This window comes from Roseovarius carneus (assembly GCF_020141465.1).
In the GTDB taxonomy this organism is placed as follows: Bacteria; Pseudomonadota; Alphaproteobacteria; order Rhodobacterales; family Rhodobacteraceae; genus Roseovarius; species Roseovarius carneus.
The window spans coordinates 2024256-2041408 of the sequence record NZ_JAHSPD010000001.1; the positions used below are offsets into that span (position 1 = coordinate 2024256).

The following is a 17153-nucleotide window of genomic DNA, read 5'->3' on the forward strand; positions in this document are numbered from 1 at the left end:
TGCCGCGATACCATGAGCCAGCCCGCCCCCTCCCTTTTGCGCCAGACACTGATCAATTTGCGCCGCAACCTCGCTCAGGCATGGCGGATTTTGCTCACTCGCGGGCCGAGCCAGTTTCAATTCTGGCTTATCGCGCTCTTTATCGGGATCGCGGCGGGGTTTGCGGCGCTTTTCTTTCGCAAAGGGATCGGCGCGCTTCAGTCCTGGCTTTATAATTCGGAGGACACGGCCACCTTGCGCACGGCGGCGGAGGCGCTGGACTGGTATTGGATCTTGGTGATCCCGGCGGTGGGGGGGCTGATCGTGGGGCTGATCCTCCACCGCTTTACGCCGGATGGGCGGGTCCGATCGGTCGCGGATGTGATCGAGGGCGCGGCGCTAAAAGAAGGCCGCGTGGAGACGCGGGCAGGGCTGGCCTCGGCGGCGGCCTCGCTGATTACGCTGGGCAGCGGCGGTTCGTCGGGTCGCGAGGGGCCTGTTGTGCATTTGGCGGGCGTGATCTCCACATGGGTGAGCGACCGGATCAATGCCAATGGCATCACCGGGCGCGACCTTCTGGGCTGCGCCGTTGCCGCCGCCGTGTCTGCCTCGTTCAATGCGCCGATTGCGGGTGCGCTTTTCGCGCTGGAGGTGGTGCTGCGCCACTTCGCGGTGCATGCGTTTGCACCCATCGTGATCGCGAGTGTTGCGGGCACGGTGATCAATCGGCTGGAGTTTGGTGACGTCACCGAATTTGCGTTGCCGGTCTCCTCCGCGCTTGAATTCTACGCAGAGTTGCCCGCCTTTTTGATGCTCGGGCTGGTCTGCGGGGTGGTGGCAACCGTGATGATGCATGCGATATTCTTTGCGGATGACATGGCGAGTGACTTGCAAGAGCGTACGGGCCTGCCGCGCTATCTGCGCCCGGCGGCGGCGGGGCTTTGCCTTGGGGCGCTGGCCATCTGGTTTCCGCATATCATTGGCGTGGGGTACGAGACGACCTCGGCGGCGCTCACCGGGGAGCTTTTGTGGCATGAGGCCATTGTCTATGCGGTGATCAAGGTCTTGGCCGTGGCCATCACCATCGGGGGCCGTATGGGCGGTGGTGTGTTCTCGCCCTCGTTGATGGTGGGCGCGCTGACCGGGCTTGCCTTTGGGCTGGTTGCGACAGCAGTGTTTCCGGAGGTTTCGGGCACGCATATGCTTTATGCGCTGGCGGGTATGGGGGCTGTGTCGGCGGCGGTTCTTGGCGCGCCGATTTCCACCACGCTCATTGTGTTCGAGCTGACCGGGGATTGGCAGACCGGGCTTGCGGTGATGGTGGCCGTCTCCACATCGACGGCGCTCGGGTCGCGCCTTGTGGATCGCTCGTTCTTCCTGACACAGCTTGAGCGCAAGGGCGTGCGTCTGGCCGCTGGCCCGCAAGCATATCTCTTGTCGATGACACGCGTGGCAAGCGTGATGCGCAAACCAGATGAGGCAGGGGCCGCGCGTGAGGATGCGTGCTGGGAGATGATCGAGGACGGGATTTACATTGACGGCAACGCCACGCTGGAGGCGGCGATGCCGGTTTTTGACAGCTCGGGCGTCGCGTTTATTCCGGTGGTCACGCTGGGCGGTGAGGGGGACGCGCCGGAGCTACTGGGCGCGCTCTTCCATGTGGATGCGCTCAAGGCGTTCAACCGCGCGCTTGCGGCCGTCTCCGAAGAGGAACACTCCTAAAGGGCTGAGATGCGATATTCGCTGCGCGCCAGCCAGTCGGGGTTGATCTCTGCGCCCCATCCGGGCGCGTCTGTGACGGTGGCGTGGCCATCCGTGATCTGGAACGGATCATTCACGAAAAGACCATGCTGCCATGGATAGTAATCAAGGCCTTCGATGGAAAATTCCAGGTATTTCCCGGCATTGGGAATGGCCCTGAGCAGGTGCATCGTGAAAAGCGTGACCATCGACATATTCGCCGCATGCGGCGTGATCGGCATGCCCGCCGCTTCGGCCATTTTGCACACCCGCAAGGTCCGCGTGATGCCACCCAGATAGCAGATGTCGGGCTGAAGCACGTCCACGATGCGCCCGTCAATCATCTGGCGCCAATTGGCCATCATCACGTCCTGCTCCCCGCCGGTGATGTCCAGATCGAGCGCGTCCGTGACCTCCTTGGTCTGGGCCATTTCCCAATAGGGGCAGGGCTCTTCGTAATGCGAAATACCGTTATCAATCAGCATGTGGCCGACCTCAATCGCGCGTTTGGGCGAGTAGCAGGAATTGGCATCCACGAGCAGCGCCACATCATCGCCCATGGCGCGGCGCATGGTCGGCACGATCTCCTCGGTGCGGCCCTCCCATTCGTCCTTGTCGCGGCCCACTTCTGCGCCTACGCGGAATTTGAACGCATCGAATCCTTGCGCGTCGCGCAGGCGCACCAAGCGGTCCGCCTCATCTTTCGGCGTGATATCGCGCTTCATCGAGGAGCCGTATGCGCGCACTTTGCCGGCGCTGCCGCCGATCAGTTCGGCCACCGGCTTGCCCTCGCGCCGCCCTCGCCAATCCCAGAGGGCCGTGTCCACGCCACCCATCGCGCGGCGCAGGTAAGCGCCGGGGAATTTATGCTCCCGGTCGCGGGTGATATCGACGATGTGGTCAATGTCCATGGCATCGCACCCCAGCGCATAGGGCGCGACCTGCCGGTGCAAAACTTGGGCGGTGATGTCTGCCTGATAGGGGGCGACCTGACCCCAACCCTGAGAGCCATCCTCGACCGTCACGCGGGTGAAACACACGAATTCGGTGGCAAATGTCTCAATGGCGGTGATCTTCATTTTGGGCGCTCCTTATGGCTTGGCGTGACGATACCGGGGCGCGCAGGCAGGGCAAGCGCTTTTGTCGCTTGCCGCTTGGTGCGAATCGCGCAAACGATGCGCGCCATGACATATGATTACATCATCATCGGCGCAGGCTCGGCCGGGTGCGTTCTGGCCAACCGGCTCAGCGCATCAGGGCGGTACAAGGTACTTCTCTTGGAGGCTGGCGGCTCGGACAAAAGCTTTTGGATCTGGATGCCCATTGGGTACGGCAAGACGTATTACCGCAAGTCGGTGAACTGGATGTATGAGACGCAGCCCATCTCGGCGTTGAATGGACGCACGTCATACTGGCCGCGCGGCAAGGTGATGGGCGGCTCTTCGTCGATCAACGCGATGGTCTATATCCGGGGCCAGCACGCCGATTTCGACGATTGGGCGGCGATGGGTAATCCCGGCTGGGGCTGGGACGATGTGCTGCCCTATTTCAAACGCTCTGAGACGAATGACCGTGGCGCGGATGCGTGGCGCGGGGGCGATGGCCCGGTGAATGTGAGCACGATGGACCGCGATTTGCACCCGCTCTGCGATACATGGGTGAAGGCGGGGCAGGAGTGTCAGTATCCGCACAACCCCGATTTCAACGGCGCGCAACAGGACGGGGTCGGCACCTATCAGAACACCGCTCATCGCGGGTTTCGGATGAGCACGGCGCGGGCGTATATTGGCCCCGCGAAGGGGCGGGCCAATTTGCGGATTGAAAAGCGGGCGATGGCGGAGCGTGTCCTTTTTGAGGGCATGCGGGCCGTAGGCGTTGAATATCGCCAGAACGGGCGGCTGAAGCGCGCCATGGCGGGGCGCGAGGTGATCGTGTCGGGGGGGGCCGTGAACTCTCCGCTGTTGCTGCAACACTCGGGCGTGGGGCCGGGGGCGCTGCTGCAAAGCCACGGGATTGATGTTGTGGCCGAGCGGGCGGGCGTGGGGCGCAATATGCAGGACCATCTGGCGGTGGATTTCATGTATCGCGCGCGTGTCCCGACACTGAATGATCAGCTTCATTCGTGGCCCGGAAAGCTGCGCGCGGGGCTGCAATACGTGCTCACACGGCGCGGTCCCCTTAGCCTTGGGGTGAACCAAGGCGGCGGGTTTGTCGCCACGCGGCCCGGTCTGGAACGGCCCAATACACAGCTTTTCTTCTCGCCGGTAAGCTATACCAAAGCGACCCCTGGCAAGCGGGCGTTGATGAACCCCGACCCGTTCTCGGGGTTCCTGATGGGGGCGCAACCCACACGCCCCACATCGCGCGGGTATCTGGAGATTGCCTCCAATGATCCCAGCGCGCCGCCGATCATTCACCCGAACTACATGGATACCGAGGAGGACGTGCGCGACATGCTGGAGAGCGCGCGGGTGATGGAGCGTCTGGCTGCCGCCCCCTCAATGGCCGCCATTATCGACCGACGCATAGCGCCCTTGCCTGAGGTGGCAAGCGACCCCGAAATGCTGGACTATATCCGCCAGAGCGCGGGTACGGTGTTTCACCCGGTCAGCACCTGCCGCATGGGGTCGGACGCGGCGAGGGATGTGGTGGATAGCCGCTTGCGGGTATACGGCACCACGGGCCTGCGGGTGATCGACGCGTCGATATTCCCGACGGTCACGTCAGGCAACACCAATGCGCCCGCCATCATGGTCGGTGAAAAGGGCGCGGATATGGTGCTGGAGGATGCGGTTTAAAGCGTTTTTCAGTTCAATCTGAGGCATAGATTGAACGCAAAATGCGCGCGCCTCTGATAGGGAAGGAACATTTTGCATTTTTCCCTGTCTTGGGAAAAACGCAAACCGCTTCAGACCTCTTCGACCGTCACAGTGTCTGAGGCGTGAAAGGCCAAATGGTCCTTGATCGCCGCCACGTCCGCTTTGGGGTCCTCATAGGACCATGCGGCATTCAGCAAGGTCTGGCTTTTCGTGACGATGGAGAAATACTTGGCGCCCCCTTTGTGAGGGCAGGTGGTTTTCTGATCGCTCAGATCAAGAAACGCCATGGCCACATCGCCGCGGGGGAAATAGATCACCTCCGGGTGGCTGCCCTCGGTCAGTTCAAGCGCATTTTGCGTCTCCGCCAGAACAGCGCCGCCTGCGCGGACGGTCCATGTGCCTTGCGCCTTGCGAATGGTGATATGGGCCATGATCAGTCCCTCCCTTAATACAAGCGCGTACATTGCGCAGCGCACCGTCATGATGTCAAATGCGAAACTTTGTTCAGCAGTGCGCGCGGTCAGAGGGCTTTGGTCGCGCGCGTGAGCCAGCCTTGCGCGGCGGGGCTGAGGCGGGGCATGATCCGCTCTGCGCAGGCCGCGTGATAGGCGTTGAGCCAATCGCGCTCACCCGCGCTCAGCATCGCGGCGTCGATCAGGCGGCAGTCGATGGGCACGAAATTCAGCGTCTCAAAGCAGAGCTTCCCGCTCTGATCCCCACCGGGGAGCGGCTCTGCCTCCTGCACCACCACGAGGTTTTCGATACGGATGCCAAACGCGCCCTCGCGGTAATAGCCCGGCTCGTTCGAGACAATCATCCCCGGCTCAAACGGCACATCTGAGGCGCGGCTGAACCGTTGCGGCCCCTCATGTACACAGAGGTAAACGCCCACGCCGTGGCCCGTGCCATGGGCATAATCGAGATCGGCGAGCCACAGAGGATAGCGTGCAATCGCATCAAGATCGCGCCCCGCAAGGCCGGCAGGCCAGCGCAGCCGCGACACCGCAATCATGCCTTGCAGCACGCGGGTGAAGGCCGCGCGCTCCTCTGCGCCGGGCGTGCCCATGGGCAGTGTGCGGGTGATATCGGTCGTGCCATCAAGATACTGCCCGCCGCTATCAAGCACGAGAAGGTCGCCATCCTCCAGCACCCGGTTCGAGGCCTCCGACACGCGGTAATGGGGGAGTGCGCCGTGCGGGCCACTACCTGCGATGGTCTCAAAGCTGATGTCGAGCAGGGCGCCGGTTGCCTCACGCGCCGCCTCCAGCCGGGTGACCACGTCAATTTCTGTAATTATGCCGGTGGGTTGCGTGTCGAACCATGTGAGGAATTCGCACATTGCGGCCCCGTCGCGCAGATGCGCCTCGCGGGTTGCGGTAATTTCGGCCTCGCTCTTGCGGGCCTTGGGCAGGGCTGCCAGATCATCACCCCAGACATACGGCACTTGGGCTTCGTCGAGCTGTTGTTGCACCCAGACGGGCGCAGACGTTTTGTCGAGCCGCACTGGCCCCGTCAGGCTGCGTAGTGCGGGGCCAAAGGCATTGGGCGGGCGCAGCGTGATTTCATCACCGAGATGCGCACGGACCGGATCGCTCAGCTTTTCTGCATCAATAAAGAGGGTCAGCCGCGCGTCATTGTGCAAAATTGCAAAGCTATGCGGCACCGGATTGCGGGGGATGTCGCTACCGCGAATGTTCAAGAGCCATGCGATGGAATCCGGCAGGGTGAAGACCGCCGATTGCTGCCGTGTGGCGCGCAATGTCTCGGCCAGGCTTTGGCGTTTCTCAGTGTGGCTTTGTCCCGCAAGGGCCTCTGGATAGGCCATGACCGCGCCCATCGGCGGCGCTGGCCTCTCGGGCCAGACCGCATCCACGAGGTTTGTGTGTGCAACAAGCGTGAAATTCGCGCCGTCCAGCCCGGCCTGAAGCACAGCGATCTGATCGGGCGTATAGAGCCATGGATCAAAGCCGATTTTGCCCCCGTCCGGCAATTGCGCAAGCAGCCAATCGGCGGGCTTGGTCTCGGGCCAGTGCACGGGGGTGAAATGCGCCAGATCAACCTGCTCTTTCACTTGGCTGCGATAGCGCCCGTCGATGAACACGCCCGCCGCCTTGCTCAATGCGATGCAAAACCCGGCAGAGCCTGTGAATCCAGTGAGCCAGCTCAGCCGCTCGTCTCCGGGGGCGACATATTCGCCCTGATGCGCGTCGGCGCGGGGGATGAGAAAACCATCAAGGCCCTCTGCCGCCATCGCGGCGCGCAGGGCGGCAAGGCGGGCAGGGCCCTGCGACGGGTCGGAGGTTTGGGTAAAACTCTGCCGCATCATGAGGCCCGCTTCATGCCCATGACCCGGGCGCGCGCGCGCGGGTCAGAATCAAAGAGAGCGGCCAACTGCTCGGTCATCGCACCGGCCAATTGCTCCACATCGGTGATAGTCACGGCGCGGTCGTAATAGCGCGTTACATCATGGCCGATGCCGATCGCCAAAAGCTCTACCGCGCGGCGTTTCTCGACCAAGCCGATCACATCGCGCAGGTGTTTCTCCAGATAATTCGCAGGGTTCACGGACAAGGTGCTGTCATCCACGGGCGCCCCATCAGAGATCACCATGAGGATCTTGCGCGCCTCGCGCCGGGCCATCATCCGGCGATGCGCCCATTCCAGCGCCTCCCCGTCGATATTTTCTTTCAAGAGGCCCTCTTTCATCATCAGGCCCAGATTGGCACGGGTCCGGCGCATCGGCGCGTCGGCGGATTTGTAGATGATATGGCGCAGATCATTGAGCCGACCGGGCAATTGCGGACGCCCCTCTGCGAGCCATGCCTCGCGGCTCTGCCCGCCCTTCCACGCGCGGGTGGTGAAGCCGAGGATTTCGACCTTGACGTTGCACCGCTCCAGCGTCCGGGCCAGAACATCGGCGCAGATAGCCGCAATCGAGATGGGCCGCCCGCGCATCGAACCCGAATTATCGAGGAGCAACGTGACGACCGTGTCGCGGAATTCGGTGTCTTTCTCGACCTTGAAAGACAAAGGCGTTGTCGGGCTGGCCACGATGCGCGCAAGGCGGCCCGCATCCAAAATGCCTTCCTCCAGATCAAACTCCCAACTGCGGCTTTGCTGCGCCTGAAGGCGGCGTTGCAGCTTGTTCGCCAGACGGCTCACAGCGCCTTTGAGCGGCTCAAGCTGCTGATCCAGATAGGCGCGCAGGCGTTCCAGCTCAATCGGTTCGGCCAGATCCTCGGCGGCAATTTCCTCATCAAACGCGGTGTTGTAGACCAGATAGGAGGGGTCCGCATCGGAAATGGGCTGCGGTGCGGGCGGCTCCAGCGGGGCCTCACCCTCGGGCATTTCGGCCTCGTCGCCCATGTCCTCATCGGCCATATCGTCCATGCTGACCTGCGCCTGCGATGCGTCCTGCTGCTCTTCCTGCATCTGCTCGGGGTCGGCCTCGGCCTCTTCGGATTGGTCGTCCTCGCCCGCGCTATCGGGCTCTTCCTGGTCCTCGCCGGACTCCTCCGCCTCGTCATCCTGATCATCGTCCAGCGCGTCCGGGTCCTCGCCCAGCTGATCGCCATAGCCCAGATCGTCGATCACCTGCCGTGCAAATTTGGCAAATTCCGACTGGTCGGCTAAACGGTCTTGAAGGCCCTCAAGCGTGCCCCCGGCCTCGCCTTCGATAAACCCGCGCCAAAGCTCCATCACGTTCTGCGCGCCCGGCGGCATGTCACGGCCCGTGGCGAGGTGACGGATCAGATACCCGGCGGCCGTGGCCAAAGGGGCGTCCGCAGGATCGGTGATCTGCTCAAACCCCAGCCGCGCGGCCTCGGAGGCAATCTTGCTGTCGATATTGCTGGCCGTGCCGGGCATGGTCCGCGCGCCCACCGCCTCGCAGCGGGCGGTCTCCATCGCCTCGTAAATATCGCGGGCGATATCGCCGGGGGGACAATAGCGCGCGTGGGTCGATGCGTCGTGATACTTGTGCTTGAGCGCGAGCGCATCCGCCGTGCCGCGCGCATGCAGCACCTCTTCGCGGGTCATCCGGCGGGACACCTGCGGCAGGCGCATCGCATCGCCCGACACGCCGGATGGGTCGACCGAATAGGTCACCGTGAGGTCCGAATCGCCCGCCATGACCTTGGTGGCCTCGGCGAGGGCCTTCTTGAACGGATCGGCGGGGTTGTCGGAGGGTTTGCTCATTTGGGCGCTCCTCAGGGGCGACTATCAGACTAGATTAGGGCGCGCCGGGGCAGCGCGTCCAGCCCTTGCGGGCACTCCTTGCGAGAAGCCCCGCAAGGACGGAGGAGCACTCACCCCAAGCTCACACTCGCCGCAGACTCCGGCAGTTCCTCATCAAAGCAGCGCTGATAGAATTCAGCAACCGTCTGCCGCTCCAATTCATCGCATTTATTGAGGAAGGTGAGCCGGAACGCATAGCCCACATCGCGGAAAATCGAGGTGTTCTGCGCCCATGCGATCACCGTCCGGGGGCTCATCACCGTCGACAGCTCACCATTCATGAACGCGGTGCGCGTGAGATCCGCGACCGTCACCATCTGGCTCACGGTCTTGCGGCCTTTTTCGGTATTATAGGTCGGGTTCTTGGAGATCACGATGTTGGTCTCGGCATCATGGCTGAGGTAGTTCAGCGTCGCGACAAGGCTCCAACGGTCCATCTGGCCCTGGTTGATCTGCTGCGTGCCATGATAAAGTCCGGTGGTGTCGCCCAGGCCCACGGTGTTGGCCGTGGCGAAGAGACGGAAATAGGGGTTCGGCGTGATCACCTCGTTCTGGTCCAGCAGCGTCAGTTTGCCGTCCGCCTCCAGCACCCGCTGGATCACGAACATCACATCCGCGCGGCCCGCGTCATATTCATCAAACACAATCGCGGTCGGATTGCGCAACGCCCATGGCAGGATGCCCTCGTGGAATTCGGTCACCTGCACCCCGTCGCGCAGCTTGATCGCGTCCTTCCCGATCAGGTCGATCCGGGAGATATGGCTGTCGAGGTTCACGCGCACACAAGGCCAGTTGAGGCGCGACGCGACCTGCTCAATATGCGTCGATTTGCCGGTGCCGTGATAGCCCTGGATCATCACGCGGCGGTTGAACGCAAAGCCTGCGAGGATGGCCAATGTGGTGTCAGGATCGAACTTATAGGTCGGATCATCCTCGGGCACACGGTCGGTGCGGGCGGCAAAGCCTTTGACCTTCATGTCGCTGTCGATGCCAAAAACATCCCGGACAGAGATGTCCTCGGTTGGTTTCGCGTTCATGTCGATGCTTCCGTCGGCCATGTTTTTCGTCCTTCTTATATCTGTCGCTCGCTTGCTCTTGGCTTGCAACATAACGCGCCGGGGGGCAAGTGGAAGGGCGATATTTCGCGCCCCGCGCCCTCTTGCGAAATGCCCCCGCGCCCGGCACACTGATCGCAGAGGAGCATGATATGAACAGACGCTTTTTCACAGCCGCACTTGGCGCTTTGGGCGCGGGCCTTTGGACAGGCCGCCGGGCTGAGGCCGCCGCCACATTCGAGATCACCCGCACGGATGCCGAATGGCGCGCAATGCTCTCGGAGGCCGAATATACGGTGATGCGCCGCGACGGCACCGAGCGGCCGTTTTCCTCGCCATTGGACAAAAACTATGCCGCCGGCACCTATCATTGCCGCGGCTGCGATCTGCCGCTCTATGCAAGTGCGGATAAATACGACAGCAAAACCGGCTGGCCCAGCTTCACGCAGTCGCTGCCCGGTGCCATCGGCACCAAGGAGGACCGCTCGCTTTTCATGCGCCGCACCGAATGCCATTGCCGCCGCTGCGGCAGCCATCTGGGCCATATCTTTAACGATGGCCCCGCGCCCACGGGCAAGCGCCACTGCCTCAACGGGGTGAGCCTCCTGTTCAAACCCGCCTGATTGGCGCGCCGGGCGCGAGGGCCAATGCCATGACCCAATCTCCCAAACGCGTGCTCTTGCTGGGGGCCACAGGCACCGCCGGGGCAGGGGCTTTGCGCGCGCTCCACGCGGCGGGTCACGGCGTCACCTGCATCACCCGACCGGGCCGCGCGGGCGCTCTGCCCAAAGGGACACGCGTGATCGAGGGTGCGCTAAGCGACGCGGCGTTTCTGGCTCAAACTATGGCACCGGGCTTTGACGCCGTGATCTCCTGCCTCGCCTCACGCAGCGGCGCCCCCGAGGATGCGTGGCGCATTGATCACGCGGCCCATATGGGCGCGCTGCACGCTGCCCTGACGGCAGAAATCCCTCACTTCATTCAGCTTTCTGCGATCTGCGTGCAAAAACCCATGCTGGAGTTTCAGCGCGCCAAGCTCGCCTTCGAGGCCGCCCTGACAGCCGCCCCGATCACCCATTCGATCATCCGTCCGACCGCGTTTTTCAAATCTCTCTCGGGACAGGTCGCGCGGCTCAAGGCGGGCAAACCCTTCCTTGTCTTCGGGGATGGCATGGTCACCGCCTGCAAACCGATCAGCGATGATGATCTGGGCCGCTACATCGCCGCCGGCCTCACCGATGAAAGCTTGCAAAACCGCATCCTGCCCATCGGCGGGCCGGGCCCCGCCATCACACCGATGGACCAAGGTGCCGCCCTCTTTGAGCGCCTGAACCTCGCCCCGAAATACAAACGCGTCCCCGTGGGCATGATGGATGCCATCATAGGCGGGCTCAGCCTCACAGGCCGGATCAGCCCAAAGGCCCGCGCCAAGGCCGAGCTTGCCCGCATAGGTCGCTACTACGCGACCGAATCAATGCTGCTCTGGGACGCGGAGGCGCAAAGATATGACGCAGAGGCCACGCCCGAATACGGCTCTGACACGCTCTTTGATTTCTACGATGATCTGATCTCAGGCCGCGCAAAGATTGATCTCGCAGACCACGCTGTCTTCTGAGCCCTGCATCCTCTTCTTGCCCAAAATATCCCCGCCGGAGGCATCCAACGCATGCCCCGCACACGGCCACCGGATTACTTGAAATTCCGGCTCTGCTTGATCTGATCCCAGGCCCAGACCACCTGCTGAAGCTGCTCTTCCTGGCTCCGGTCGCCACCATTGATGTCGGGGTGCAGCACCTTGATCAGCGATTTATACGCCTTGCGGATATCGGCCTTGGTCCACGTATCCTCGGCCTCCAAAATCTCCACCGCGCGCCGCTCTGTCGGCGGCAGGCGTCGGGAGCCTGCGCGCGCCTTGCCGGGATTGCGCGTGGCATTGCCGCCCAGCACCTGATGCGGGTCCTCGATGCCCAGCCGCGCCCAGGCACGTGCCTCGGGGTCGGTGAAGGCCTTTGTCTCTCGCTCCCAAACCTTGTCCTTGGAGAGTTGCGCGTTCATCTCGGCCTCTGTCGTACCGTCGAAGAAATTCCACTTGAGGTTGTATTCGCGCACATGCTGCTGGCAAAACCAGAAGTAGTCATCCAGCACATCGGGCGCTTTGGGCGCGCGATATTTGCCCGGCTCCTTACAGCCCTCATGCTCGCACAGGCGCACTGATGTCTCGGACGCGCCGGACATGCCACGCCGGCCACGCGGGTTTTTCTTCTTGGCCGATGAGACGGACATGTCAAAGCCGAACGGATCTGATTTAGACATCTTGCACCTCTTTGCGAGTCGGAGCGGAGAGTGTAGGCTAACCACAGTTAAAATGAAGGGGGCGGAGCGAAAAAAGATGGATAGAGCGACACAAATACGCAGCAGTCTGGATCAGGCTTTTGCTGCGGAACATCTTGAAGTTATTGACGAAAGCGCGCAGCATAGGGGCCATGCAGGTGCGCCGGAAGAAGGTCAGTCTCATTTCCGGGTGCGCCTTCGCGCCCCCGAGCTTGCTCCTTTGAGCCGTATTGCGCGTCATCGCGCGGTTCATAGCGCGATCGGGCCCGAGCTTATGGGCCAAATCCACGCGCTTGCGATCGAGATCGAGAGCTAAGCGTCAAGTCTGTGTCGGGCGCGCGGGGGGTGTTGGTACCTCCGGCGCGTCTGGTTTTTCGGTGTCTTGCGTCTGGGCCTCGGGGCGAGGCTCGGACGTGCTGCCCTCTGGGGCTGTTTCGACCATACTCGGCGCTTCGGCCATCACCACATCTGCCGTGCTGAGGGCTGCCTCCACGGGGCGGCGAAACACCATCAGCGTGCGGTAGACCGTCTGCGACGAGGTCAGGCCCTGCCGCTCCTCGCTGGGCAGGATGTCCGAGCGTATGTATTCCCACCCCTCCGCCGCGCGGCTGTTCACGAATGCCTCGATGGTATGGGCAAAGCGCGCCTCGGGCGTTTTGACGCCTGGGGCCTTTTTGCCTTTCAAAGGGGCGGGGCAGATTTTGTATTCAAAAGCGGGCATTGGTTCTTTCGCAACTATCGGCCCGCACCATAGCGGTCGGGGTGCGCGTGCGAAAGGGGTGAATGCTGCCCGAGGGCTAGCGCTTGCTCAGCTTGGAGCGGATCGAGACCTGCCGGCCAATACCGGCGGGCTGGGGCAGGGCCGCGTGCCGGGCCGCCATGCGCGCGAGGTTGGGTAAGATATCGTCGGGCATGGGCGCTACTTTCGGTCCCGTCATATCCACATGCAGCGTCAGGCCTTCGCCCGTGGCGGCCATCCAGCCATCTTGGTGGTAGAGTTCCTGAAAGCTGTGGAAACGCTTTTCGTCATGCTCCACAAGGTAATATGAGCTGCGCACCCGGTCGCCCAGATGCAACTCGCGCATGTAGCGGATGTGGAATTCCGCCGTATAGGTCGTGAGCTTGCGGGTCGCCGCATAATCGGGGCCAAAGCCGAAATGCGGATAGACCTGATCGGCGGCGCGGTCAAAAAGCACGGTATAATAGGCCATGTTGAGATGGCCGTTATAATCGATCCAGCTGGGCTCGATCTCCATCCAGTCGGTCATGAAGGGGCCGGAGGCGTCCGCCATCCGCTCAGCCCTTCAGCTTGGCGGCGACAATCTCGTTCACCGCCTTGGGGTTGGCCTTGCCGCCGGTGGCTTTCATAACCTGACCCACGAACCAGCCCGCAAGCTTCGGGTTTTCCTTGGCCTTCTCAACCTGTGCGGGGTTATCGGCGATGATCTGGTCCACCGCCGTCTCGATTGCGCCAGTATCGGTGACCTGTTTCATGCCGCGCTCTTCTACGATCTGCGCAGGGTCGCCGCCGGTTTCATAGACGATCTCAAAAAGGTCCTTTGCGATTTTGCCCGAGATCGCGTCCGAGCTGATCAGATCGACGATCCCACCAAGCTGCGCGGGGCTGACGGGGCTGTCGATAATCTCCGCGCCCTCTTTTTTCAGGCGGCCAAACAGCTCGTTGATGACCCAATTGGCCACCAGCTTACCGTCGCGCCCCTTCGCGGCTGTTTCGAAATACCCGGCACTTTCCAGATCGGCGGTGAGCACGGAGGCGTCATAATCAGCGAGGCCGAAGTCGTTGATAAAGCGCGCTTTCTTGGCGTCAGGTAGTTCGGGCAACGTCGCTTTGATACCGTCCACCCAATCCTGCTCAATCTCCAGCGGGAGAAGATCGGGATCGGGGAAGTAGCGGTAATCATGCGCCTCTTCCTTGGAGCGCATGGAGCGGGTCTCGTTTTTGTCCGGATCATAAAGCCGGGTCTCTTGGCTCACGCTGCCGCCGCCTTCGATGATGGCGATCTGGCGGCGGGCCTCGACGTCAATCGCGGCCTGAATAAAGCGCATGGAGTTCATGTTCTTGATCTCGCAGCGGGTGCCCAGATGCGAGAAATCCTGGGTCTCTTGGTATTTCTCATACTGACCGGGGCGGCAGACTGACACGTTCACATCCGCGCGCATCGACCCGCTTTGCATGTTGCCATCGCAGGTGCCCAAGTAACGCAGGATCTGGCGCAGTTTCACGACAAAGGCCGCCGCCTCCTCGGGGCCGCGAATGTCGGGGCGGCTCACGATCTCCATCAGCGCCACGCCGGTGCGGTTGAGGTCCACAAAGCTCATCGCGGGGTCCATGTCGTGGATGGATTTGCCCGCGTCCTGCTCCATGTGGATGCGCTCGATCCGCACGCGGCGCGCGGTGCCGTCGCCCATCTCCACCAGAACCTCGCCCTCGCCCACGATGGGTTCGTAAAGCTGGCTGATCTGGTAGCCCTGGGGCAGGTCAGGGTAGAAGTAATTCTTGCGGTCAAAGGCGGATTTAAGGTTGATCTCGGCGTTAAGGCCCAGCCCGGTGCGCACGGCTTGCTCCACGCAAAATTCATTGATCACGGGCAGCATGCCGGGCATGGCGGCATCCACGAAGGCGACATTGGCGTTCGGCTCGGCCCCGAATTTGGTCGAGGCCCCCGAGAAGAGCTTGGACTTGCTGGAGATTTGCGCATGCACCTCCATCCCGATGACGAGTTCCCAGTCATGTTTGGCCCCGGCGATGACTTTGGGCTTGGGCGTGTCTGCGATATGGTCAAGCATCGGTGCGCATCCTGTGTGTGGTGGTCCGCGTTTTAGGACAGGGCGCACGGTGGGGCAAGGGGCAGGCGCGAGATCAAAGCGTGGGCAAGCGATACATACCGGCAGGGGAGAAGGCGATGGCACTTCCGTCCTTGATATCATCCGCAAAAAGCGCGGCGATGGCCCGCAATGCGGTCTGGCGACCTTCGGTGATCAGCGCGCGGCGCGAGGGGAGGGGAGCCGCCGCACCGGGGCGGCGCAAGGCCTGTGTCCAGATCAAAGGGTGCAGTTCATGCAGATGCTCTTGCAAGATCCACACCAGAGCCCCGCTCAGCGCCTCGCGGGCGGCGATCTCGGCGCGCGGAGCCCCGTCGCGTGGGCGCATCGTGATGGCGCAGAACGCGGCCAGCTGATTTGCCGTATGCTGATCCGGCGAGACGCGTAGGATATCGCGCAGCCCGTCAATGAAAAACGGGACATCCAGAAAGATCAGCGCCTCGGGGTCCATCGCCACCGCATCGAGATAGACCCAAGAATAGGCCCCAGCCCCCCAGATATCACCGCTGCGGGCGGCGGTGCGGCGGGCCTCAAGCTCCAACGCCTGAAGCGAGCCGCCACGGGCGGGCACGATGGCTTGGCCAAGGGCGCGCATGTGGCGCGGGCTGGAGGGGTCAAGGTCGATGAGATCCTCATACGCATCGGCGACGCACCGCCCGTGGCCCGGACGTGCGGCGAGCAGCGCACATTGCGCGGCGGCAAGCGATGGCGCGTTTTCCGTAAGGCCGCAATAGGGCGCTAAAAGCGCCTCGGCGCGGGTGATGTGCTGGTCAAAATGGGCTTGGCGGCCCGAGAGGTGGTTATCGACATCGCCGGGGGTGTTTTCCCACGCCCAGGCCAGATCAATATGCGCCAGCGCGATGATCAACGCGATGGGATACTTATCCGGGAATTCCCGGCCAACTGCCTCAAGCGCATCGATGCCATCGGGGGCCGGGGCCTTGCCATCATAAAGCGTATCCTCGGCCACCGCGACCACGTCCGAACGCGCGCCAAAGGCCAACAGCATGGCCCCGGATTCGCCGCCCGGTGTTGCAGTGCGGGTGAGGTCGGCGGCGCGCAGTTGCTGGGCCAGCTCTTCCCACATTTCTTGGCGAGCTAGTTTCTGTCCGCGATCTTGATGGGCGGCGCGGGCCATTTCCTCATCAGTGATGGGCATGAAAGGCAGGATGATGCGCCGCGCAAGCGTATCAAGATCGGGTGGATGTGCGCTTTGCGTCTGGGGTTTGCGGGGCCGTGCAAGACGGCTCAGCATACGGGCGGCGGTGGCGGCGGCAGCAGAGGATCGGGATTGGGGCAAAGGGTACACTCGTGTTCTATTTTGTATTGGCCCTCTTGATGCGCAGACAATCAGGCTAAAAAATGGCTGACTGGCGGTGAAGGGGTGGAAAAAGCCTTAACATTGACGGCAGGATTGCGTTCGGATGCCAAAGAGAGAACAATGCCAATCTATGGTGCGTATTGTCCTTTGTTTTATTGTGGTTGTTTCGTTTTTCCCTTTCGGTGCAGGGGCTTCTGAGGCGGTTCGCCCTGAGGCGCGGCCCGCCGCGCTTGAGGAGGTGATTCCGCAAATGCGTTGGGATCATCGTCCGCGTGCGCAGGTCTGGACGCGCGGCGCGCTTCGGGCACTCAGGGCGCATGGTCAGCCGCTGGTCAACATGGTGCCGGGGGATATCGCCGCGTGGTGCCCGGGATATGCCAGTGCGGATGCGCGCGGGCGTGCGGCCTTTTGGGCCGGGTTTCTCTCGGCCCTGGCGAAACATGAAAGCACGTACAAGGAACAGGCTGTGGGCGGCGGCGGGCGTTGGCACGGGTTGTTGCAGATCCTGCCTGCCACCGCGCGCGGTTATGGCTGTGCTGCGGGCTCGGGGGAAGCGCTGCGTGATGGCGCGGCCAATGTCAGCTGTGCGGTGCGGATCATGGCGACGACTGTCCCGCGCGACGGGGTGATCGCCACCAAGGACAGCCGTTGGCGCGGGGCGGCTGCCGATTGGGGCCCGATGCGCAGCGAGGCCAAGCGCGCGGATATGCAAGGCTGGCTGCGGGGACAGAGCTATTGCGCGCTCTCGACCTCTCTGCGCCCCAAGGCGCGGGCGGCCCGTGTGCCTGCCCCAGCCGAAGGGCGCTGAGCCTAGCCGAAGGGCGCGGA

The 17153-nt window shown here is 62.7% G+C and carries 16 protein-coding genes; 6 read left to right on the plus strand and 10 right to left on the minus strand.

Features of this window, described 5'->3' with window-relative positions; all coding sequences use genetic code 11:
• Nucleotides 1-12 precede the first annotated feature (12 nt).
• Nucleotides 13-1701 carry a chloride channel protein gene (locus KUD11_RS10170; RefSeq protein ID WP_109384799.1) on the plus strand — a complete coding sequence of 563 codons (1689 nt, stop codon included), beginning with the start codon at nucleotides 13-15 and terminating at the stop codon, nucleotides 1699-1701.
• Here KUD11_RS10170 and KUD11_RS10175 read toward each other — a convergent pair.
• Nucleotides 1698-2798, minus strand: coding sequence for a mandelate racemase/muconate lactonizing enzyme family protein (locus KUD11_RS10175; protein WP_109384798.1), 1101 nt, complete (start codon nucleotides 2796-2798; stop codon nucleotides 1698-1700). The two genes, KUD11_RS10170 and KUD11_RS10175, sit on opposite strands and share 4 nt — an antisense overlap.
• Before the next feature lie 105 nt (nucleotides 2799-2903).
• Here KUD11_RS10175 and KUD11_RS10180 point away from each other — a divergent pair, with 105 nt between their 5' ends.
• Nucleotides 2904-4517, plus strand: a complete 1614-nt coding sequence (locus KUD11_RS10180) for a GMC family oxidoreductase (RefSeq protein WP_109387968.1) — start codon at nucleotides 2904-2906, stop codon at nucleotides 4515-4517.
• Nucleotides 4518-4627: 110 nt separating this feature from the next.
• Here KUD11_RS10180 and KUD11_RS10185 read toward each other — a convergent pair whose 3' ends face one another.
• From KUD11_RS10185 to cobS, 4 genes are all read right to left on the minus strand, one after another.
• Nucleotides 4628-4969 (minus strand): DUF427 domain-containing protein, encoded by a 342-nt coding sequence (locus KUD11_RS10185; protein ID WP_109387966.1) that lies wholly within the window; start codon nucleotides 4967-4969, stop codon nucleotides 4628-4630.
• Between the two features lie 89 nt (nucleotides 4970-5058).
• Nucleotides 5059-6861, minus strand: coding sequence for an aminopeptidase P family protein (locus KUD11_RS10190; protein ID WP_109387964.1), 1803 nt, complete (start codon nucleotides 6859-6861; stop codon nucleotides 5059-5061).
• Nucleotides 6861-8735, minus strand: a complete 1875-nt coding sequence (gene cobT, locus KUD11_RS10195; protein ID WP_109384797.1) for a cobaltochelatase subunit CobT — start codon at nucleotides 8733-8735, stop codon at nucleotides 6861-6863. Before cobT ends, KUD11_RS10190 begins: the two co-directional genes overlap by 1 nt.
• Before the next feature lie 110 nt (nucleotides 8736-8845).
• On the minus strand, nucleotides 8846-9832 hold the full coding sequence (cobS, locus tag KUD11_RS10200) for a cobaltochelatase subunit CobS (RefSeq protein ID WP_109384796.1): 987 nt from the start codon (nucleotides 9830-9832) through the stop codon (nucleotides 8846-8848).
• 149 nt (nucleotides 9833-9981) lie between these two features.
• Between cobS and msrB the strand changes: the two genes are divergently transcribed.
• Both msrB and KUD11_RS10210 read left to right on the plus strand, forming a co-directional pair.
• Complete coding sequence (msrB, locus tag KUD11_RS10205; protein WP_109387962.1) at nucleotides 9982-10452, plus strand: peptide-methionine (R)-S-oxide reductase MsrB; 471 nt, start codon at nucleotides 9982-9984, stop codon at nucleotides 10450-10452.
• Nucleotides 10453-10481: 29 nt separating this feature from the next.
• Nucleotides 10482-11444: an NAD(P)H-binding protein gene (locus tag KUD11_RS10210; protein WP_109384795.1), complete on the plus strand. Its 963-nt coding sequence runs from the start codon at nucleotides 10482-10484 to the stop codon at nucleotides 11442-11444.
• Nucleotides 11445-11518: 74 nt separating this feature from the next.
• Here the strand turns inward: KUD11_RS10210 and KUD11_RS10215 are convergent, their stop codons facing one another.
• Entirely contained in the window at nucleotides 11519-12142 is a 624-nt protein-coding gene (locus KUD11_RS10215) for a J domain-containing protein (protein WP_109384794.1), read from the minus strand.
• A gap of 76 nt (nucleotides 12143-12218) precedes the next feature.
• On the opposite strand from KUD11_RS10215, the gene KUD11_RS10220 reads away from it, so the two are divergent.
• The gene (locus KUD11_RS10220; RefSeq protein WP_109384793.1) at nucleotides 12219-12476 is read left to right on the plus strand and encodes a BolA family protein; all 258 of its coding nucleotides are present in this window, start codon (nucleotides 12219-12221) and stop codon (nucleotides 12474-12476) included.
• A 3-nt stretch (nucleotides 12477-12479) separates the two neighbouring features.
• Here the strand turns inward: KUD11_RS10220 and KUD11_RS10225 are convergent, their stop codons facing one another.
• The 4 genes from KUD11_RS10225 to KUD11_RS10240 form a co-directional block, all read right to left on the minus strand.
• Nucleotides 12480-12881, minus strand: coding sequence for a hypothetical protein (locus tag KUD11_RS10225; RefSeq protein WP_109384792.1), 402 nt, complete (start codon nucleotides 12879-12881; stop codon nucleotides 12480-12482).
• A 76-nt stretch (nucleotides 12882-12957) separates the two neighbouring features.
• A complete protein-coding gene (locus KUD11_RS10230) occupies nucleotides 12958-13452 on the minus strand; it encodes a thioesterase family protein (RefSeq protein WP_109384791.1) in 495 nt (164 codons plus the stop codon).
• Nucleotides 13453-13456: 4 nt separating this feature from the next.
• Entirely contained in the window at nucleotides 13457-14968 is a 1512-nt protein-coding gene (gene gatB, locus KUD11_RS10235) for an Asp-tRNA(Asn)/Glu-tRNA(Gln) amidotransferase subunit GatB (RefSeq protein WP_109384790.1), read from the minus strand.
• A gap of 73 nt (nucleotides 14969-15041) precedes the next feature.
• Nucleotides 15042-16313: a hypothetical protein gene (locus KUD11_RS10240; RefSeq protein WP_397545211.1), complete on the minus strand. Its 1272-nt coding sequence runs from the start codon at nucleotides 16311-16313 to the stop codon at nucleotides 15042-15044.
• A 142-nt stretch (nucleotides 16314-16455) separates the two neighbouring features.
• Between KUD11_RS10240 and KUD11_RS10245 the strand changes: the two genes are divergently transcribed.
• On the plus strand, nucleotides 16456-17133 hold the full coding sequence (locus KUD11_RS10245) for a transglycosylase SLT domain-containing protein (RefSeq protein ID WP_109384788.1): 678 nt from the start codon (nucleotides 16456-16458) through the stop codon (nucleotides 17131-17133).
• The last annotated feature ends 20 nt before the right edge of the window (nucleotides 17134-17153 follow it).